At 40.7% G+C, this 21,143-nt stretch carries 9 protein-coding genes, 1 tRNA gene, 3 rRNA genes and 4 pseudogenes; 4 read left to right on the forward strand and 13 right to left on the reverse strand.

What is annotated here, in order from left to right:
- Positions 1-23: 23 nt before the first annotated feature.
- The 7 genes and pseudogenes from ftsA to mraZ all read right to left on the reverse strand — a co-directional run bounded on the left by ftsA (position 24) and on the right by mraZ (position 6,354).
- On the reverse strand, positions 24-1,268 hold the full coding sequence (gene ftsA, locus E4O00_RS08035) for a cell division protein FtsA (RefSeq protein ID WP_253676875.1): 1,245 nt from the start codon (positions 1,266-1,268) through the stop codon (positions 24-26).
- The gene (locus tag E4O00_RS08040) at positions 1,261-2,118 is read right to left on the reverse strand and encodes a cell division protein FtsQ/DivIB (RefSeq protein WP_253676876.1); all 858 of its coding nucleotides are present in this window, start codon (positions 2,116-2,118) and stop codon (positions 1,261-1,263) included. The genes ftsA and E4O00_RS08040 overlap by 8 nt, the downstream gene beginning before the upstream one ends.
- Positions 2,111-3,254 (reverse strand): annotated as a pseudogene (ftsW, locus tag E4O00_RS08045) (putative lipid II flippase FtsW). Before ftsW ends, E4O00_RS08040 begins: the two are co-directional and overlap by 8 nt.
- A pseudogene (gene murF, locus E4O00_RS14260) lies at positions 3,255-4,686 on the reverse strand (UDP-N-acetylmuramoyl-tripeptide--D-alanyl-D-alanine ligase).
- Positions 4,679-4,963 carry a cell division protein FtsL gene (locus E4O00_RS08060; RefSeq protein ID WP_253676880.1) on the reverse strand — a complete coding sequence of 95 codons (285 nt, stop codon included), beginning with the start codon at positions 4,961-4,963 and terminating at the stop codon, positions 4,679-4,681. The pseudogene murF and the gene E4O00_RS08060 overlap by 8 nt, the downstream one beginning before the upstream one ends.
- Before the next feature lies 1 nt (position 4,964).
- A pseudogene (gene rsmH, locus E4O00_RS08065) lies at positions 4,965-5,913 on the reverse strand (16S rRNA (cytosine(1402)-N(4))-methyltransferase RsmH).
- Positions 5,914-5,919: 6 nt separating this feature from the next.
- Positions 5,920-6,354 carry a division/cell wall cluster transcriptional repressor MraZ gene (mraZ, locus tag E4O00_RS08070; protein WP_253679689.1) on the reverse strand — a complete coding sequence of 145 codons (435 nt, stop codon included), beginning with the start codon at positions 6,352-6,354 and terminating at the stop codon, positions 5,920-5,922.
- A gap of 193 nt (positions 6,355-6,547) precedes the next feature.
- Between mraZ and E4O00_RS14265 the strand changes: the two are divergent.
- Positions 6,548-8,606, forward strand: a pseudogene (locus tag E4O00_RS14265) (prolyl oligopeptidase family protein).
- Positions 8,607-8,684: 78 nt separating this feature from the next.
- On the opposite strand, the gene E4O00_RS08085 reads toward E4O00_RS14265, so the two are convergent.
- The 6 genes from E4O00_RS08085 to E4O00_RS08110 all read right to left on the reverse strand — a co-directional run bounded on the left by E4O00_RS08085 (position 8,685) and on the right by E4O00_RS08110 (position 17,215).
- A complete protein-coding gene (locus tag E4O00_RS08085) occupies positions 8,685-11,264 on the reverse strand; it encodes a DUF2339 domain-containing protein (protein WP_253676883.1) in 2,580 nt (859 codons plus the stop codon).
- Between the two features lie 85 nt (positions 11,265-11,349).
- Positions 11,350-11,461, reverse strand: a 5S ribosomal RNA gene (gene rrf, locus E4O00_RS08090).
- A 103-nt stretch (positions 11,462-11,564) separates the two neighbouring features.
- Positions 11,565-14,520: ribosomal RNA gene (locus tag E4O00_RS08095) — 23S ribosomal RNA — on the reverse strand.
- A gap of 180 nt (positions 14,521-14,700) precedes the next feature.
- A tRNA-Ile gene (locus E4O00_RS08100) sits at positions 14,701-14,774 on the reverse strand.
- Between the two features lie 108 nt (positions 14,775-14,882).
- Positions 14,883-16,427 (reverse strand): 16S ribosomal RNA (locus tag E4O00_RS08105).
- Together the 16S, 23S and 5S rRNA genes with 1 tRNA gene alongside form the textbook arrangement of a ribosomal RNA operon.
- Before the next feature lie 530 nt (positions 16,428-16,957).
- Positions 16,958-17,215, reverse strand: coding sequence for a hypothetical protein (locus E4O00_RS08110; RefSeq protein ID WP_253676884.1), 258 nt, complete (start codon positions 17,213-17,215; stop codon positions 16,958-16,960).
- A gap of 410 nt (positions 17,216-17,625) precedes the next feature.
- Between E4O00_RS08110 and E4O00_RS08115 the strand changes: the two genes are divergently transcribed.
- Genes E4O00_RS08115 through E4O00_RS08125 form a run of 3 tightly spaced genes read left to right on the forward strand, consistent with a single transcriptional unit; the run spans position 17,626 to position 21,124 of the window.
- A complete protein-coding gene (locus tag E4O00_RS08115) occupies positions 17,626-18,783 on the forward strand; it encodes an NAD(P) transhydrogenase subunit alpha (RefSeq protein ID WP_253676885.1) in 1,158 nt (385 codons plus the stop codon).
- The gene (locus tag E4O00_RS08120) at positions 18,780-19,082 is read left to right on the forward strand and encodes an NAD(P) transhydrogenase subunit alpha part 2 (protein ID WP_253676886.1); all 303 of its coding nucleotides are present in this window, start codon (positions 18,780-18,782) and stop codon (positions 19,080-19,082) included. The genes E4O00_RS08115 and E4O00_RS08120 overlap by 4 nt, the downstream gene beginning before the upstream one ends.
- Positions 19,079-21,124 carry an NAD(P)(+) transhydrogenase (Re/Si-specific) subunit beta gene (locus E4O00_RS08125; protein WP_253676887.1) on the forward strand — a complete coding sequence of 682 codons (2,046 nt, stop codon included), beginning with the start codon at positions 19,079-19,081 and terminating at the stop codon, positions 21,122-21,124. The genes E4O00_RS08120 and E4O00_RS08125 overlap by 4 nt, the downstream gene beginning before the upstream one ends.
- Positions 21,125-21,143: the final 19 nt, after the last annotated feature.

The following is a 21,143-nucleotide window of genomic DNA, read 5'->3' on the forward strand; positions in this document are numbered from 1 at the left end:
ATAACACCCTCCCGTATGCAATTTTAAAATAATTCTTTTATAAAATTTTTTATTTTTGAAAAAACAAGCCCCGAATTTTGTTTTCCTGAACTTGAAACCTTTCTCAACTTATTTAGATCATCTAATCTATGCAATACTAATCCCAAAACAGTCGCGAATTCCGGGCTTCGATATTGACCTACAACTCCTCCTATAGTTGACGGAATTCCAAGACGGGCAGATTGCATACCGAATATTTCATCAGCTAACTCTGTTATACCGTTTAACAAAGCCCCTCCTCCGCATATTACAACAGAACCGCCAAGCTGAGAACCTTGCATAAGACTATCAACCTTGTTCTTTACCATTACAAAAATTTCAGCCATTCTTGCTTGCAATATTTCGCATATTTCGCTTCGATATACTTCTTCAGGACCTCTCCCCCCAAAAGCGGGAATCAGAACCTGTTCGTCGCTTTCAACAAATGGCATCCAGCAACAGCCGCTTGAAATTTTTATTTTTTCTGCCATGTCAAATGGAATACTTTTCACTATCGACAGATCATTTGTAACCTGTATTCCTCCAACAGGCAAAGAAGTTGTAATTATAGGACCGCCATTCTGCACAACTACGATATCTGTAGTACCGGCTCCAATATCTATTAAAATAGAACCAAGCTCCTGCTCATCATTTGTCATAACAGATCTTACATCTGCCAAACCGTTATACATTAAGCCGTCTATATGTAAGTTAGCTCTTTCAACACAATTAGGTATATTTTTTATTGCCGTACTTGACCCTGTTATTACATGAACCTCCGCCTCAAGTCTGGTACCTATCATATTTAAAGGATCTTTTATTCCATGCTGCTTATCGACGGTATAAGACTGAGGCACAACATGAATAACTTCCCTATCACCTGGGAAGGCAAGCGTTTGAGCATAATTAATTACGGCATCTATGTCGGAACGGTCTATTTCCTTATTATTTTTTCCTTTATCTCTTATAGGAAAGACCCCCTTGGAATTTATTCCATCTATATGTACACCGCCCAATCCTACAATACAATTAAAAATATCTACTCCGGACATAACCTCAGCTTCATCTACTGCCTTATTTATACTTTCAACAGTGTTTGCTATATTAGTAACAATACCCTTACTCATACCGGTTGACTCAGCGGTGCCTATGCCTGTAATCTGTACATGTCCTTCTTCATTTTTTTCGGCAACAACAACTCTAATATTTTTGCTTCCTATATCCAAACCTACAATTATATTATCACTCATTTTTAGCCTCTCTTTTTATATAAACGGCATTACCACCACGAAAATCAATTCCGACAATATTTTTTTCTAAATTTACATCTTTTAATACATCAAGAATAAGAATCATATATTGTAAAGATTCTTCTGTTAAAAATTTATTTGTTATAACCGAAACCCTACTTTTCAATGGATACAAAACTAAATCATATCCTCCATATTTTTTCGGCTGAATTTTTATTTCGGATATTTCGTTTAATAAAAGCGGATGCTTTTTTTGTAGAATATCAAGTTGAAGAAAAAGCGGTGAAAGTTTTTCGTTTACCTGCATACCTTCACTAGGATTTTTAAATGTCAATCCCGTAATAATAGGTAAATTAGATTGGATAATAGGAGAGCCTATTCTAAACACCACACCATATCCGTCTATTTCCATTGGAACTGTTTTACCGGCAACTTCGGTAAATGCTAAAGCGACAGCCTTCCTTTCAACTATCTTAATTAAAACCTTATCCGGAAATTTTTTTTCTACAGTCGCAGATGCAATTCCTGGATAGGACACAAGCCTCTTAGAAACTTCAGAGGAATTTATAGAAAGCCATTTTGTATTATTAGTTAGGCCTGCAAGTTTTTTTACTTCTATAGAACTTAAATCTGAACAACCCGAAATATTTATTGCAGCAATCGAACTATATGGTAAAATTATTGCATAATATATTGCCTCTACAAATAAAAGTAATACCAAACTAATAATGAGAACTCTAATTACATTCGATTTAAGTTTTGAAGGTTTATTATCGATAATGACATTATCATCAAAACATGCATCATTCAAATAATCATCTTTTTTCCATGTATATAAAATATCAGCCATCCATATTCTCCTTTTTATTTACATATCCTGATGCATTTAAAATTAAACCGCATAAACAAAAAGTAACTACCAATGAAGATCCTCCCGATGAAAAAAAACGGAAGAGGAATTCCTGTGGCCGGAATCATTTTTGAAACAACAGCACAGTTTACCAAAGACTGTGACACGATACAACTGACAGCTCCAAAAGCAGCATAAGCACCGAATCTATTTTTACAACCAAAAGCTATTCTATATCCAAAAACAGCAAAAAAAGCAAGTAACGCAAGATAAAACAACACGCCGATAAAGCCCATCTCTTCAGCCCATACAACAAATATAAAATCCGAATATATTTCAGGTACACTTGCTATCTTGCGTAAACCGTTTCCTAATCCGAGTCCCCACACACCTCCGCTCGTTAAGGCATTAAGTGCAGCCTGTATCTGAAAACCTGAATCTAAAGGGCTTCTTGAAGGATCCAAAAAAGATAAGATACGCTCCATCCTGTATTCTTTTGTTATAATCATCAAAATAAATATGGGAGCAAAACTTAAAAAACCTTTAATAAACCACCATATCGGAACATTCGCTATAAAGAACATCAATGCCCCTATAAAAAAAATAAACATTGAAGAAGAAAAATCGTTTTCCAAATACACCAAAAAAGAAAATCCGGATATTATTATAAAAGGCGTAATAACCGAAAGCAGCGGCTGATCATAGTTACCGTTTTTCTTATCAAAAAAATTGGCTAAAAATAAAATTAAAGAAAGTTTTAAAAGTTCAGACGGCTGAAACATAAAACCTGCAATATTTACCCAACGGGATGCACCATTTCTTTCTTCACCGATTCCGGGAACAAATGGCAACAAACACAAAACAAGAGTTATCAACATTATAACAGGCAGCATTTTTCTTATTGTAGAAAAATCTATAAAAAGAAAAATCATCATTGCAGCAATGCCTGCGATAAAATGTTTTATCTGCTTACCGACAAAATAAAGATGATTGTCAAAAAAGCGTTGTGCGTAATGAATAGAACCAGAATACAATGTTGCAAAACCTACACCGAAAAGGAGAAGAACAGACATTGCAAAAACAAAGTCATATTTTTCGGAATGAATATTTTTTTTTGCAATAATATGTCTTACCATTTAAACATTCCCCTCTTTTAAAACGGATTCCAATCTTTCAAGCTCCATTGATCTTGAACCTTTTAATAAAACAAAATCATCTTTAGATAAATTCTCTTTAAGCATCTCCTTTAATAACTCAAATTCGTTTGTTTTAAACTTATATATTTTTTTTGAAGAAGACAGTTTTAAACCTTGAAAAGCGGAAAAAATATCATCTCCAAAAAAATATAAATTATCTGCATCGCAATTCAAAGCAGCTTCAATAATCTTTTTATGTTCATAATCCGACTCCGTGCCGAGCTCAAGCATTGAAGCCAAAACATAATGCTTTGTAAATTCGGTATTTATAGAATCACAAAACTCTATTGCACTTTTCATTGAATCGGGATTTGCATTATAGCAATCCAAAAAATAGGTTACAAAGCCGTGCAAAACCTGCGATCTACCAAACAGTGCCCGCACGGCTTCTAAACCAGATTTAATTTCCTTAGCCGAAAAACCTTTTTTTTCTGCTAAGGCTATACATAAAAGAGCATTTTTTACATTATACGCTCCGGGTAAAGGAAATAAAATTTCTTCTTCTCTATAAAAAATTTTAGAACCCGATACACCGGCATCTTCAACTCTTTGAACTAATGAAGAATCATTATCGGAAACCGTAAAAATGAAACCGTGAGAAACATCTTTTAAAAATTCCGTAAACTCACAATCAGGAATAACCCCTAAAGCCTCATCATCAAAGCAGGAAAAAATTTCTTTTTTTTTCCTCAGCTATTGCCTGCTTTGTGCCGAGAATACCGATATGGGCGGTTCCTATATTTGTAATTATAGCGGCGTTTGGTAAAAGAACACTCGTTATTTCGGCTATCTCGCCTCTGCGGTTCATACCGAGCTCGAAGATACCGGCCTCATGTTCAGGACGCACTTCAAAAACTGAAAGCGGTAAGCCTGTTTCCGAATTTAAATTTCCCTTTGTCGATATGGTATTATATTTTTGAGAATATATCGAAGACAAAATTTCTTTTGTAGTTGTTTTACCGCTCGATCCCGTAATCCCTATCTTATAAAGATTAGGAAATTTCGATAAATAAAATCTTGCAGCATCCTGCAAGGCTTTTAAATTATTTTTTACGGCAACACATGAAGCATTATACTTTTTGCATAAGGACAATAATCCTGCCTCATTTTGATTAAGATGATCAAAGTCAGCAATAAAAAATTTAGCCCCGTTCTTTAAAGCAGACTCTATATAAATATGACCATCCTGATTTTCTCCTCGTAAAGGAATAAAAAGAGAATTATCTTTTACATTTCGGCTATCTATAACAACAGATGAAAAGCTCTTAGAAGAATCTGCATCATGCACAAGTTTTCCATCAGTACTTCTAAGCAATTCTTCAAGAGTCATAAGAGAATAATCTGAATCTTTGTTTTCTTCTTCTTTAGCCATCCTTATTCTCCTTTGAAATTGAGACCCTTAAAATTTCACTCGACAAAGCCTTTCTCATTTTTAATTCTTCTACGGCAATTCTTTCGATACGCTCAGGTTTCGATAAAATCGAAATACCGGAAATCTTCTTTTTATTTTCCTCAATAATTTTAGCCTGTTCCTTATTATAATCAGCCAAATCTCTTTCGACACTTGTATAGCGTGAGGATTGCAAAACCATAGCAAATAAGAAAAGAGGAATAAGCAATGTTAAGACCGCAGCAAGTATTTTTTTCATTTTAACTCTCCCGATAATCAATTTTACGCACAACTCGAAGCCGTGCACTTCTTGACGGAGGATTTTGCCTTATCTCCTCATCAGAAGCCTTAACAGCTTTTTTTGTTAAAACTTCGGCTCTAGGCCTGCCCCCGCACTTACATATCGGCACATTTTCGGGGCAGGTACAGCTTTTCCCCAATTCTTTAAAATACATTTTTACAATTCTATCCTCAAGAGAATGAAAAGTAATAACACCAAACTTACCATTGGGAGCAAGGGCAGAAAACGCAAGATCCAAAAGACGAGGCAGCCTATCAAGCTCACCATTAACAGCAATCCTAAGGGCTTGGAAGGTTTTTGTCGCAGGATGAATTTTTTCCGTGCCTGTAGCTTTGCGGAACAGCCTTGTAAATACAATCGGCCAATTCCTTTGCATTGGTAAAACCCGATACCTTCCTTTGCTCCGCTATGCGGGAAGCGATCTTCCTTGAGTAACGCTCTTCACCGTAATTAAAAATTAAATCCGCCAAATCTTTTTCATTATAAGAATTGACGATATCTGCTGCACTTAAACTAAGATCTGGATTCAACCTCATATCCAAGGGTTCATCCGAAGAAAAAGAAAACCCCCTCCCCGACTTTACATAATGGAACATCGATATACCCAGATCCAAAAGAATTAAATTGGGAGGATCAGAATCTTTGGGATAGTTTTTAAAAAAATCGTCAGACCAGCCTAAATGAAACCGGACACGGTCACCGAAAGGCTTCAGTCTTTCCCTTGCCCGTTCTTGAATAGAAGCATCGGCATCGACACCTATAGTCTTAAGTTGAGGATATCTTTTTAAAAAAGCTTCAGTATGTCCGCCCTCTCCCAATGTTCCGTCTACAAAAAGATTATGGGAAGCATCAGGTTTTAAGAAATCAAGACACTCTTCAAGCAACACCGATGTATGAACTGGATGCATAAAAATTTAAAAACCTATTTCCCCCAGAGCTTCGGCAGCTTCAGAAAAATCCGGCTCACTCTCCTTTAAGTATTGTTCATATTGTTTCAGGTCCCACAATTCAAAACATTTACCGAGACCTAAAATAATGCAGTCTTTTTCGAGCCCGGCACAATCCCTAAGGCTCTGGGGAATAGATATACGGCCGTTCTTGTCAATCTCGATTTCTTGGGCAGGGGCAATTAAACGCCTCATAACCAGCAAGGATTGAGCTTTAAACAAAGAAGTTTTCTTCATAATTTCATCCGAAAACTTCTTCCACTTATCCGCAGTAAAAATCCAAAGACAGTTACCTACACCGCGTGTAATAACTAAATTTGAGTCGGGTAATTCTGCACGGATCTTTGCAGGGAACATAATCCTTCCTTTTTCATCAAGAGTATTCTTATATTCTCCGGTCATTGCAAAATTACCCACTTTTTACTACTTTCTCCCACTTATACCCATTGTATCATAAAAATTTAGATTGTCAAGCGGTCTATAAGAAAAAAGACTAATTTTTTTAATATTTTGAATATTTATTTAAACCTATTGAAAAAAAAGCAAGTTTCTTCTATTATTTGCCAATATTTTAAAGGAACTTTAGGAGATTATTATGCAATATAAACAATCAAATGTGTCAGATAACTACTTTGGAACCATAGTAGCAGATCCATATAGATGGCTTGAAGACGATAACGCCCCCGAGGTCATAGCCTGGGTAAAAGAAGAAAACAAAAAAACGGAAGGATTTTTATCAAAAATTCCTTTTCGGGCAGAATTAAAAAAACGCCTCGAAGAAATTTGGGACTACGAAAAGCGATCCGGTCTTTTTAAGGCAAGAGACTTTTATTATTTTTTTAGAACGGAAGGCCTGCAAAACCAAAGTGTTATGTACCGCCAAAAAGGGAGCGAAAAATCGGAAAGCAATCCCGAACTTTTTTTTGACCCGAACACTCTTAGCACGGACGGAACCATCGCCTTAAAAAATATTGCCTTTTCCAAAGACGGAAAGTATATGGCCTACTCCGTATCGGGAAGCGGTTCAGACTGGGAAGAAATCTTTGTCTTCGATGCAGAGAAAAAGACCGATACCGGCGACCACATACACTGGGTCAAATTTTCCAATATTGCATGGTACAAGGACGGCTTTTTTTACAGTTCATATGATGCCCCCGATAAGGGCAAGGCCTTAACCGAAAAAAACGAATTTCAAAAGCTAAAATACCACAAGCTTGGAACAAACGAAAGCGAAGATATACTTATATTTGAAGATAAGGAGCAGCCACTCCGATCCTTTTCTGCAAGCACAACCGAAGACGAGAAAACCATCCTTGTTACAGCCTTTGAAGTAGGAAATGAAGGCAGTATGCTCTTTGTTGCAGATTTAAGCAAAGGACTCCCTAAGTGCACAAAATGCTTTAAACAATACAATACACACTTTAAAGACAGTGTTTGGCCGCTTGAAACTGACAATCAATTCTTATATTTGCTTACAAATTCAAAAGCACCCCTTTACCGCATAGTCAAGACACCCATAAATGCTGCCGATGAAAAAAATACCGAAGAAGTTATTCCCGAACAAGACTGCCTTTTATCGAGTGCAGCCATTTGCGGAGGAAAGCTGCTTACGGTTTATATGAGGGATGTTCAAGATGAAGTTTTTATCCATGATCTTAATGGAAAAAATAAAACAAGGGTTAACCTTCCCAAAAACGGAAGCATAGGTTTTTCGGGAGTCCGAAAAAATGAAGACCTAATATTTTTCAGCTTTACTTCTTATACAACTCCCAACAAAATCATACGGTATGATATAAAAACAAACAGCCTACAAGATTTTTTTGTTCCTGCTATTCCGGTAAATACGGAAGATTTTAAATGCGAACAAGTCTTTTTTTAAGAGCAAGGACGGAACGAAGATTCCTATGCACATTGTTTCAAAAAAAGATATTAAGCTCGACGGAAACAATCCTACCCTCATGTACGGTTACGGAGGCTTTGCAATATCACTTCCTCCTGCTTTTTCCGCAGCGCGGATGGCCTTTTTGGAAAAAGGAGGCATTTTTGCCTGCGTAAATTTACGCGGAGGGCTTGAATACGGAGAAGAATGGCACTCAGCCGGAAAGAAGATGAAAAAACAAAATGTCTTCGACGATTTTATTGCAGCAGGCGAATATTTGATAGAACACAAGTATACTTCAAATAAAAAGCTTGCAATTCAAGGAGGTTCAAACGGAGGCCTTTTGATAGGAGCCGTAACAAATCAGCGCCCCGATCTCTTTGCAGTTGCAATCCCTCAAGTCGGAGTTTTGGATATGCTCCGCTACCAGCATTTTACCATAGGCTGGGCTTGGGTCGATGAATACGGAAGCAGCGAGGACAGTAAGGAGATGTTCGAATATCTTTACGCCTATTCGCCCCTCCATAATGTAAAAGAAGGAATCGATTATCCTTCCATCATGGTATGTACGGGAGACCATGACGACAGGGTTGTTCCTGCACACTCATTTAAATATGCTCAAGTCTTGCACGACACCTACAAGGGAGAAAACCCGATACTAATCCGTATAACCGAAAAAGCAGGCCACGGTGCCGGAAAACCCACGGCAAAGATAATAGAAGAAACAGCGGATATCTACGCTTTCATCTTTAAGCAAACAGGCCATAAAATCTAAGCCTGTAAATGCGAGCCTTAAAAATTATCTTTTAAGGCTCGCATTGCTGCAAGTATTCTATAAGTTCCAGTCCTCTACTCATTTTTCAGCGGGAACTGCATCCGTTTTTCCGAACTTTTTTAACATGGGCTGAATTGCATAGCTCAATAAAAGTAGGGCTACACCGAAAACCAAGGAAGTGATAACCTTCGATAAAATGTTTAAGGTGCTTAGGTCGACTACAATCAATTTTGCAGCAACAAGGATTATGAGTCCAAGCGAAATATAAACCATCCTGGCCCTTCCCTTCCTCAAATAATAAATAAAAGAAGCTATAGAATAAAAAGCCCAAAGCAGGGTTAAGACTCCGCCGTTGTTTATGGGAAGGTAAATATCCACAAAGCTCAAAAAAACAAATATAAGACTGATAACTGCAAAATAAAGGATTTGAGGCAGCTTTAACATCTTAAAGAAAGCAATCAAAATAAGGGCATTTAAAATATTTATCACAACCGAAAGAATATCTACATTCCAAATTTTGATGAGGACAGCATCTCTGTGAGGCATACGGCTGTAAAAAAATCCGTAATAAAAAAAGGCAATGGCAATCAAAAATATTCGGCCTATGTTTAAGCTCAATTTATCTTTACTAATTTTATTTTTATAAAATTTATCCAAAGCCAAAATAAAAAGCCCCGAAAGTAAAATTCCGTATCTAAATTCTTCAGCTGCAATCGAAAAATCGGCCAGCAGGATTTTAAGCATAAAAATAAAAAAACAAAGCCTGTAAAAAAATCTGGCATTTTCGGTTTTTTCTTTTATCAAAGAAAGACCATAAAGAGAAAAACTCATAGCCGCTTCAATTCCCAAAAAAAGAAATAAATAAGAGCGGTTTAATCCAAAAAAGTAATTTAAAGTGTAAGCAAGGGAAAAAATAAACAGAATAAAAACTTCAGCATCTATTGCCCTTTCATAGTACCATCGTTTTTTAAGTTTATGATGCATAAGGTTATAAACAACTATGAGCACAAGAATAAGACCTTGAACAAAAAATTCCGTACTTTCTATATCAACCTTATACAAGACCGCAATCAAAAATATAAGGGCATAAGCTTGAAAAACAAAACCTTGATAAGCCCTTTTAAATTTCTCTTTTTGCACAAATACGGATAAACTCATCGGCACAAGGTAAAAACTTCCTTGAAGAAAAATTTTAAAAGGTGTAAAATGCCAAAAATATTTTCCGAGAGAAAGTATAGACATTATATAACCTACAGAAAAAAGAATATGCAGCAAGACAAACACCTTAGTTTCTTCGCGCTTGCGGAAAAGCCAAAATCCTAAAAAGGCCATGCTGAGTATAAGAACCGGCTGAACATCATAGGTAAATCTGTCTACTACCGTTACATAAAGAGAAACAAAGACTCCTGCAAGGTAGATAAGTCCCAAGTTATCCATTCTTTTTTTTCTAAAGGCAAGATAAGCTAAAACTATATAAAAAAAAGAAAAAATAAGATAGGCAGTACTTTGAGGTGCAAATTTATAAACCGAGAGTTTATAGGTTAAAAATAAGGAAAAGCCCAAATTTAAAACCGCAAGAGCAGGTGACAGAATTTTATCTTTTTTCGTTTCATCATCCTTTAAATAAAAATAAAGATCGGGAATGGTGTGAACGGCCATCAACAAAAGTATAAGGCCGAAAAACAAAACCGCATCCTCGACATTTAAAGGCGTAGTAAGTAAAAGCCGGGTTAAAATTCCTAAAAATGAAATTAAGGAAGTGAACTGTAAGAGCCTCCATCGTTTAAAAAAGTAAACAGCCGATGAAAGAACAGAAACGGCAAGAACATATAGGCCGAAGCCAGTCAAGCCCAAAAAGCCCAAATCTACGGCAAAGGGTATTATGAGGGCACCAAGCAATCCGATTATGGATATCGATGAAGAAGCCGTCATAATCGAAAGGGTGTAAGAAAGGGCTGTAATCAAGCTCAAAAATATAAAGGCAGAAAAATCACCTAAAATACCGTATCTTAAATAGGCTGCGTAGGCTGTAAGATAAAAAACGGCTATACCGCCTCCGAATAGAACCTGACTTAAAAGAAGACGGGATTTTGCCGAGGTTCTAAAGCCGAAAAAGCAAAGAGCCAAGCCGATCAGACCGCCTATAAACAAGGCAACTTCTTGCGTTATATATCCCTTGTCATAGCTTAACTTAAAGATAAAACCCACTCCGATCAAGAGCAGGATAATTCCCAGCTTACTGATAATGGATTCGATAGAAAAAAATTTTTTGATATAAGGAGAAATAGTAGAATATTTTTCTTTAACTTCAGTTTTTGCCGGACCTTCGTTTGAACCTGATTTTTCTACAGATTTTTCAGACTTTTCCATAAAAGAATAAGCTGCATTATCTTCATTTTTGGAGCCTTCACCGGCCTTAATCCATTCTTCTGATTCAAGTTCAGCATTTACAGTTTCAACGTCTTCATTTACAAGATTCGTAGTCCCCACTTCCGGGGAAACATTATCGAAGGATCGAAATTTAAATTCCAAATCTGAAATCTTGCTTTTTAACCTAACAATCTCTTCTTTTTGCTTTTTTATTTCTAAGGTATTTTTTATAGGCAGAAAAATAATATAAAGTAAAAAAGCAATTAGAATAATCAAGAATAAAACCATAAACTAACTCCGTCTTAAAGAGTTAGATACTAACATTTTTTAGTAAATAAAGCAAGGAGAAGTTAACTATTGAGGATAAAAAAAAGCCAGGCAGCATCCTACTTTCCCACTTGATCAGCAGTATCATCGGCGTAAGAGAGCTTGACTTCCGTGTTCGGGATGGGAACGGGTATTACCTCTCCACTATGGCCACCTGGCAATAATAAACAAAATAAGGACTTAAAACTTTGATAGTTTTAAGTGTACTAAGAATGAGAACGAAGAAAGAACATTATAAAGTTTGAAAAAAGAAACAATAATATGGTCAAGCCTCACGACTTATTAGTATTGGTCGGCTGAACACATTACTGTGCTTAGACCTCCAACCTATCAACCTTGTAGTGTGCAAGGAGTCTTTAGGAGGGTTAAACCCTCAGGGATACGTAGTCTTGAGGCGGGCTTCCCACTTAGATGCCTTCAGCGGTTATCCCTTCCGAACTTAGCTACCCGGCAATTACCCTTGGCAGGATAACCGGTACACCAGAGGTTCGTCCATTTCGGTCCTCTCGTACTAAAAACAGCTCCTCTCACGTATCCAACGCCCATAGCAGATAGGGACCGAACTGTCTCGCGACGTTCTGAACCCAGCTCACGTACCGCTTTAATTGGCGAACAGCCAAACCCTTGGGACCTGCTTCAGCCCCAGGATGCGATGAGCCGACATCGAGGTGCCAAACATTCCCGTCGATGTGAACTCTTGGGGAATATCAGCCTGTTATCCCCGGAGTACCTTTTATCCGTTAAGTGACGGCGCTTCCACTCGCTACCGCCAGATCATTAAGACCTACTTTCGTATCTGCTCGAGCTGTCACTCTCGCAGTTAAGCCTCCTTGTGCCTTTACACTCGCTGCGCCGATTTCCAACCGGCGTGAGGGAGACCTTCGCGCACCTCCGTTACTCTTTAGGAGGCGACCGCCCCAGTCAAACCGCCTGCCTATCACTGTCCCGCTTCCGGTTTCACGGACAGCGGTTAGAAACCTGATTTATCAAGGGTGGTATTTCACATTTCGGCTCCACCCAACCTAACGGTCAAGCTTCATAGCCTCCCACCTATTCTACACATGATAAACCAAGTCCCAATAATAAGTTGCGGTGAAGGTTCACGGGGTCTTTCCGTCTAACTATGGGTAACCGGCTTCTTTACCGGTATATAAATTTCACCGAGTCTCGCGTTGAGACAGTGCCCAGAATCGTTACACCATTCGTGCGGGTCGGAACTTACCCGACAAGGAATTTCGCTACCTTAGGACCGTTATAGTTACGGCCGCCGTTTACCGGGGCTTCAATTCAAAGCTTCACATTGCTGTTAACCTCTCCTCTTAACCTTCCGGCACCGGGCAGGTGTCACCACCTATACGTCCCATTGCTGGTTCGCAGATGGCTGTGTTTTTGATAAACAGTCGCCTGGGCCTGCTTTCTGCCACCTCCACATTTTAAAAAAAGGAGGTCACACTTTTTCCGAAGTTACGTGTGCATTTTGCCGAATTCCTTAACGCGAGTTCTCTCGAGCGCCTTAGATTTCTCATCCCATCTACCTGTGTCGGTTTACGGTACGGTCTTTTATAACCTAGCCTTAGACAGTATTTCCCGGCACCTTGATTACGCCCGCTTCGTTCCACCGTAGTGTCCCTCGCTGTCGCAGCTTACCTTGGACGACGGATTTGCCTATCATCCTTTTTAACGGCTCGCTTACTTTGACCGGCATCCGTTAGCCGGCCGGGTTTCACCTCATGCGTCCTGCCATCGAAATTATAAAAGGTATCGGAATATGAACCGATTTCCCATCGACTACGACCTTCGTCCTCGCCTTAGGGGCCGACTTACCCTGGGGAGATTACCTTTACCCAGGAAACCTTAGATTTTCGGCGGGGAGGGATCTCACCTCCCTTTTCGTTACTTATACCTGCATTCTCTCTTCCATCTCCTCCAGAATCCCTCGCGGGTATTCCTTCATCAGTTAATGGAATGCTCCCCTACCGCCTTACACATTAAATCGCGTAAGACCCGTAGCTTCGGTATACTGCTTAGCCCCGTTACATTATCTGCGCATGGACACTCGACCAGTGAGCTGTTACGCACTCTTTAAAGGAATTGCTGCTTCTAAGCCAACCTCCTGGCTGTCTTTGTATCCACACTTCATTTCACACTCAAGCAGTATTTGGGGACCTTAGCTGACGGTCTGGGCTGTTTCCCTTTTGACTACGAACCTTAGCGCACGCAGTCTCACTCCCATACGTTGATTATCGGCATTCAGAGTTTAACTGGGTTTGGTAGGCTTTGACGCCCCCTAGTCCAACTAGTGCTTTACCTCCGATAATTTTGTATGAGGCTGTCCCTAAAGGCATTTCGGGGAGAACCAGCTATTTCCGGGTTTGATTAGCCTTTCACTCCTAGTCACAAGTCATCCATACCTTTTTTAACAGATTATAGTTCGGTCCTCCACAGCGTTTTACCGCTGCTTCAACCTGCTCATGACTAGATCACTCCGGCTTCGGGTCTACGACATGCAACTATTCGCCCTATTAAGACTCGGTTTCCCTTAGGCTCCGGAACTTCTATTCCTTAACCTCGCTGCATATCGTAACTCGCAGGCTCATTCTACAAAAGGCACGCTACCACCCTTTCGGGCTGTAACATCTTGTTGGTTTACGGTTTCAGGTTCTATTTCACTCCCCTTACTGGGGTTCTTTTCACCTTTCCCTCACGGTACTTGTTCACTATCGGTAGCTAAGTAGTATTTAGCCTTGGATCGTGGTCGACCCGGTTTCCGACAGGGTTTCTCGTGCCCCGCCGTACTCAGGTACTGCATCAACAAGTCCGATTTATTTCGCTTACGGGGGTTTCACCCTCTTCGCCAGGCTTTCCCAAAACCTTTCTGCTATAAATCGAATTTGTAACTTGTCGGTCCTACGCCGATGCAGCCCTACAACACCCTTAAAGGGTTTAGGCTCCTCCAATTTCGCTCGCCGCTACTTTCGGAATCTCACTTGATTTCTTTTCCTTGAGTTACTTAGATGGTTCAGTTCACTCAGTATCGCTTTACCTCTCTATTTTATTCAAGAGTGTAATGTCAGTATCACTACTGACGGGTTACCCCATTCGGCTATTTCCGTATCACAGGATGTGTGCTCCTACACGGAACTTTTCGCAGCTTACCACGGCCTTCTTCGCCTCTTAGCTCCATAGGCATTCGCCATAAACCTATATTCGCTTGACCATATTATTGTCCCTTCTTTCTTACTCTTTTCAAAAAGAAGTTTTGTATTTTTTTATTTTTCTTTTACGCCTAAAAGTCTTAAAACTTTTAAACGCCTTCGTTCCCTTCCCTAGTTATGTCAAATATCTGTTCGCCTAAGTTCATAAAAACTAAGCTATTGAGCCGATTTTTCAATCGGTATGGGCCTGATTAGAGTTGAACTAATGACCCCTTCCTTATCAGAGAAGTGCTCTAACCGACTGAGCTACAGGCCCTATAAAAAAGAGTTTCAGGAAAGAACGAAAAGGAAGTATCGGTTGTCTTGTGTACTTCAAGACTTGAATAGAAGGTTAAAAGTAACCTTCAAAAGCCCTTTCTCATAGAAAGGAGGTGATCCAGCCGCACCTTCCGGTACGGCTACCTTGTTACGACTTCACCCTCCTTACCAAACGTACCTTCGGCACCGTCCTCCCTTACGGGTTAGACTAGCGACTTCGGGTACCCTCGACTCGGATGGTGTGACGGGCGGTGTGTACAAGGCCCAGGAACGTATTCACCGCACCGTGCTGATGTGCGATTACTAGCGATTCCAACTTCATGAAGTCGAGTTTCAGACTTCAATCCGGACTACGATTGCTTTTTTGCGTTTTGCTTGACCTCGCGGTGTCGCTTCGATTTGTAGCAACCATTGTAGCACGTGTGTAGCCCTGGACGTAAGGGCCATGATGACTTGACGTCATCCCCACCTTCCTCCGATTTGTCATCGGCAGTTCCGCCAGAGTCCTCAGCATTACCTGTTAGTAACTGGCAGTAGGGGTTGCGCTCGTTGCGGGACTTAACCCAACACCTCACGGCACGAGCTGACGACAGCCATGCAGCACCTGTCAAGAGCCGTATTGCTACGCTGCCATATCTCTATGTCATTGCTCTTGATGTCAAACCCAGGTAAGGTTTCTCGCGTATCATCGAATTAAACCACATGCTCCACCGCTTGTGTGGGCCCCCGTCAATTCCTTTGAGTTTCACCCTTGCGGGCATACTTCCCAGGCGGTACACTTAATGCGTTTGCGTCGGCACCGAAGCTCTTGCCCCGACACCTAGTGTACATCGTTTACTGTGCGGACTACCAGGGTATCTAATCCTGTTTGCTCCCCGCACCTTCGTATATCAGCGTCAATCATCGGCCAGAAACCCGCCTTCGCCACCGGTGTTCTTCCAAATATCTACAGATTCCACCCCTACACTTGGAATTCCGGTTTCCCCTCCGTGATTCAAGTCAAGCAGTACCCAATGCAGTTTACGAGTTGAGCTCGTAGATTTCACACCAGGCTTACCTAACCGCCTACATACCCTTTACGCCCAATAATTCCGAACAACGCTCGCCCCTTACGTGTTACCGCGGCTGCTGGCACGTAATTAGCCGGGGCTTATTCGCATGACTACCGTCATCTCACAGGCATTCCCTCCTGTGGTTATTCTTCATCTGCAAAAGAATTTTACAACCTTTCGGCCTTCTTCATTCACACGGCGTCGCTCCGTCAGACTTTCGTCCATTGCGGAAGATTCTTAGCTGCTGCCTCCCGTAGGAGTTTGGGCCGTATCTCAGTCCCAATGTGTCCGTTCACCCTCTCAGGCCGGATACCCATCGTTGCCTTGGTGGGCCTTTACCTCACCAACTAGCTAATGGGACGCGGGCCCATCCTGAAGCGGAGCCGTAGCTCCTTTCCTCATTTACCTTTATGTAAATGAGCACATTCGGTATTATCTAATATTTCTACTAGCTATCCCCATCTTCAGGGCAGGTCACCCACGCGTTACTCACCAGTCCGCCACTCTAGGGGAGAGCAAGCTCTCCCTTACCGTTCGACTTGCATGCTTAAGACGCGCCGCCAGCGTTCGTTCTGAGCCAGGATCAAACTCTCCATCATTATTATTTCAATCCGCCCTTAAAGAGCGGTTGATTTTAATATTAAGTTTGTCCCTTACATATTATTGTTAAGGAATTTGATAGAAGTTAATCAGCTAACCTCTATCGGTTTTTGATACTTTCCTTACCAAAAGCTTTACGCTTTGGCTATTTTTGTTCTTTCCCTTCCCTCTTAGTTTCAAACATCATTCGCTTGCAAGGCTTTGAAAAAGCTATGCAGCGAGCAAAAAGGAGTATACATTATTTTCTCACTTTTTGTCAAGAGCTTTTTAAAAGTTTTTTTATTTTTTTTAATCTTTTTGTAAGTGTTAAAACTTGAAAGACTAAAGAGTTTTATTCTTCGTTAAAAGGTAAACTCTTCAAAACTTTTCTGGTATTTTCTACCATTTTCAAAGCTCACCGCCGTAACCGACGGTGAGAGGGAATATATCCCATTCTAAAACTTTTGTCAAGTGCTTTTTGTAAAAAAAAAATATTTTTTTTACATTTTTAAAACCTAATTAATCGGCTTTTTTCACAATTCTTAAACCTTTAATACTCGCCGTGCTTGAGCATTACAGTAAATAGGTGTACATTATTTTTATCGTTGCACACAAAAATTAAGTTAAGCTTATCGTTTCTAAATTGACCGATGGCAGGTTGCGACTTAAATTCAGCAACCAGAGTTTCCCTTGTTACAGCTTCGATCAACTTCCAAGTAGCTTCACTATTATCCGATTTTGCCATTTTAGTAAAAGTGTATATGTATTTCAAACTATGAGAACTTTTATTATATTCTACTTTGTCCATTTGTATTCCGTCTGCCACCTTTATCGGACATTGCTTTGTTACAGCATCTGCAACAACATCATATTTGCCTACTGGATTTTCCGCAACAGGACTACTTTTTACTTCATTTGTTTTACATGAACAAACAAAACTGATAGGGTTAAACCCAAAAGAATAATTTTTTTTGATAATTTCATTTCTTTCTCCTAATGAATTAATTTAGCCGGCATTAAATACAAATACCATTGATTTTTATTATATCATAACTACAAAAACTATATAAGAGCCCTTATAATAAAAGCATAAATAAACGGAATTATTGTCAACTTTAGCATATAAATCAATCCTTGACGGTAAGTCTCTACCATGGTATAATCAAGTTACATTAAGAGTTCAGAAATCTATAAAACTGTACTCTCTAGGAGGATTTTATGATTATTGGTATTCCTAAGGAAATCATGCATGGAGAAGACCGTGTTGCCGCAACCCCGGAAACATGTGAACTTCTGGTTAAAGATGGGCACAAAGTTTTAGTAGAAAAAGGGGCCGGTGAAGGCGCCTATTTCCATGATCCGGAATACGAAAAGGCCGGAGCGGAAATTGTTTCGGATGTAAAAAAACTTTTCGCCGATTCGGAAATTATTTTAAAGGTAAAAGAACCCCTTTATAATGAAGCAATGGGCTGTCACGAAATCGATATGATGCACAAAGGACAGTATCTTATCACCTTTATTCACCCTGCAGCTCCGGTTAACCACGAAATGGTTAAAAACATGGCAAAACAAGGCGTTATTTCTTTAACTCTTGACGGTGTACCCAGAATTTCAAGAGCTCAAAACATGGATGCTCTTACTTCGATGAGCACCTGCGCAGGTTACAAGGGAATTTTAATTGCCGCAAACCTCTTGCCGCGCTTTATTCCTCAAATTTTCTGTGCTGTCGGTATGATTAAGCCTATGAATGTTTTGATCGTAGGAACAGGTGTAGGAGGCTTACAGGCCCTTGCAACAGCCAAAAGACTAGGAGCCGTAACTTATGCAGCCGATATCCGTCCTGCCGCCCGTGAACAGGCTCAGTCCCTTGGTGCAAAGATAATCGACTTAGGCGTTCCCGAAGAAGAAGCTATCGGCGAAGGAGGCTATGCTCTTCATCTTAAAAAAGAGACATTAGAAAACGAAAGAAAGATGCTCGCTCCCCACATTAAGGATATGGACATAATCTTCCTTTCAGCCCTAGTTCCGGGAAAACTCGCTCCGGTTATCATCACCGAAGAAATGGTAAAAACCATGAAACCGGGCTCTGTAATCGTTGATATTTCAATCGACCAAGGCGGAAACTGCGAGTTGACACCTCCGGGCGAAGTTCTTAAAAAGCACAATGTACACCTTGTAGGTATCAAAAATATACCGGGACTTCTCCCCTCAAGCTCTACATGGATGTTTGCTCAAAATATATGCAATCTTACCCGCTACCTTATCAAGGACGGAAAAATCGAGCTTGACCGAAACGATGACATTGTAAAAGGTATTCTTACCACCATTGACGGTGAAATCGTTCATAAGGGAGCCAGGGAGGCAATGGGTATATGAGTTTGGAATTGATACTGGTTCTTGTCTTTGTTGTAACAACCCTTATAGGCTACAAACTGATCAAGAACGTACCAAGCCTTTTACATACCCCGCTCATGTCGGGGATGAATGCCTTGTCCGGTATTACCATTTTGGCTACAATGACAGCGACGGCAGCTGCAATTGCCACAGGAAGCAAGGTTTTCGGCTGTATAGGAATCATTTGTGCTACAATAAATGTTGTTGCAGGCTTCGGTCTTACGGACAGAATGCTTAAAATGTTTAAAACAGGCAACGAATCTAAAGAGGATACAAAATGACGGATACGGTTTATTATATTATTTGCGGAGTACTCAGCATCGGGGTTCTTTTAGGAATTAACATGATGAGTAAGGTAAAATCGGCAGTTAAGGGAAACCGCTTAAGCGCCCTTTGTATGCTTGCAGCCGTATGCGTAACTCTGTATAAATATCAGATCTTTTCTGCAGGAATGATGTGGGCAGGACTCGCAATAGGAGCGGCAATAGGTATTTATCTCACAATAAAAGTAGAAATGATTACCATGCCCCAAACAGTAGCCTTACTTAACGGCTTAGGAGGGGCAGCTTCAGCTGTTGCAGCCCTCTTAACCTTAGCAGCTGTTAATGCCGAGACCGGAATCTTCGCTGTTATTACGGGCGGAATAGCCTTGGCTGTAGGAGCTCTGACCTTTTCGGGCAGCTTAATTGCAGCAGGAAAGCTTCATAAGCTTCTTCCTCAAAAACCTACGGTTTTACCGGCACACCAGGCTTTGACCACAATCAGCTTTTTGGGAATGCTCGTCTTTATTGTTCTTCTTCCTATTAAGCCGGAACTGATGATGAGCATTTCGGTTGCAGGGCTTGTTATAAGTATTCTTTTCGGTATTTTCTTTGCAATCCGCGTAGGCGGAGCGGATATGCCGATTACGATTTCTCTTTTAAATTCCACATCGGGTGTTGCCGCCTCAATTGCAGGTATGGCAATAGGAGACATTCTTTTGGTTTCGGTTGGAGGCATAGTCGGAGCTTCAGGCCTCTTGCTTACACAAATTATGTGCAGGGCAATGAATAGAAGCCTCGCTTCAATTCTTTTTAGCAAAGCAGCTTCCCCCGCTAAATCGGCAAAGCCTGCACTATCGGCTCAGCCTTCGGAACCAGCCTCAAAAGAAGCCGCAGAGAAGCAAAATACGCAATCGGCAGAAACAAAACCGTCTCAAAACGAGCTTACGGCAACAGGCCATGCCGATAAGTCTCAGCTTCCCTCATGGTTTAGCGATGCTAAGGAAATAATCTTTATTCCCGGCTACGGTATGGCTCTTTCACAGGCCCAAGGCTTGGTAAAACAGCTGGCAGATAAGCTCGAATCAATGGGGAAAAACGTGCGGTTCGCCATTCATCCGGTTGCAGGAAGAATGCCCGGCCACATGAACGTACTCCTTTGCGAGGTTGACATCCCCTACGACAAGCTCTACGAAATGGAAACCATAAATCCCGACTTCGATAAGACGGATTTGGCTATCATAATCGGAGCAAGCGATGTAGTAAACCCTGCCGCAAACACGGCGGAAGGCACTCCTATTTACGGAATGCCTGTCTTAGCTGCAGAAAAGGCTAAAAAGCTCATAATCTGCAACTTCGACCTCCAGCCCGGCTATGCGGGAGTTCCAAACCCCTTGTATGAACCTAATCCCAACACTATGATGCTCTTAGGCGATGCAAAGGATAGTATTAACACCATGCTTGACTCTCTTAGAACTAAGAGTGCCAGCGGCGGAGCATCAGTCAGTACAGGAGGCGGTAACACAGGTGAGGCTGCAAGCGGTAACCAACCTGCCGAAGCTCAAATCGGCCCTTGGTTCAGCGAAGCAAAGGAAATCATAGTTATCCCCGGCTACGGTATGGCTCTTTCACAGGCCCAAGGCTTGGTAAAACAGCTGGCAGACAAGCTCGAATCAATGGGAAAAAATGTGCGGTTCGCCATTCATCCCGTTGCAGGAAGAATGCCCGGCCACATGAACGTACTCCTTTGCGAGGTTGACATCCCCTACGACAAGCTCTACGAAATGGAAACCATAAATCCCGACTTCGATAAGACGGATTTAGCCATCATAATCGGTGCAAGCGACGTAGTAAACCCTGCCGCAAACACGGCGGAAGGCACTCCTATTTACGGAATGCCTGTCTTGGCTGCAGAAAAGGCTAAAAAGCTCATAATCTGCAACTTCGACCTCCAGCCCGGCTATGCAGGAGTTCCCAACCCCTTGTATGAGCCTAATCCCAACACCATGATGCTCTTAGGCGATGCAAAGGATAGTTTAAACAAGATATTGGAAAACCTATAAATTAAAGGGGCTTAAAAAG

This window comes from Treponema sp. OMZ 788, from assembly GCF_024181245.1.
GTDB lineage: Bacteria > Spirochaetota > Spirochaetia > Treponematales > Treponemataceae > Treponema_B.

Bases quoted from the DNA above. Each gene is read 5' to 3' on its own strand.
- E4O00_RS08125 (WP_253676887.1), top strand. From the start codon at position 19,079: ATGACGGATACGGTTTATTATATTATTTGCGGAGTACTCAGCATCGGG.
- E4O00_RS08110 (WP_253676884.1), bottom strand. From the start codon at position 17,215: ATGGACAAAGTAGAATATAATAAAAGTTCTCATAGTTTGAAATACATA.
- E4O00_RS08060 (WP_253676880.1), bottom strand. From the start codon at position 4,963: ATGAAAAAAATACTTGCTGCGGTCTTAACATTGCTTATTCCTCTTTTC.
- E4O00_RS08040 (WP_253676876.1), bottom strand. From the start codon at position 2,118: ATGGCTGATATTTTATATACATGGAAAAAAGATGATTATTTGAATGAT.
- E4O00_RS08120 (WP_253676886.1), top strand. From the start codon at position 18,780: ATGAGTTTGGAATTGATACTGGTTCTTGTCTTTGTTGTAACAACCCTT.
- E4O00_RS08115 (WP_253676885.1), top strand. From the start codon at position 17,626: ATGATTATTGGTATTCCTAAGGAAATCATGCATGGAGAAGACCGTGTT.
- E4O00_RS08085 (WP_253676883.1), bottom strand. From the start codon at position 11,264: ATGGTTTTATTCTTGATTATTCTAATTGCTTTTTTACTTTATATTATT.
- mraZ (WP_253679689.1), bottom strand. From the start codon at position 6,354: ATGACCGGAGAATATAAGAATACTCTTGATGAAAAAGGAAGGATTATG.
- ftsA (WP_253676875.1), bottom strand. From the start codon at position 1,268: ATGAGTGATAATATAATTGTAGGTTTGGATATAGGAAGCAAAAATATT.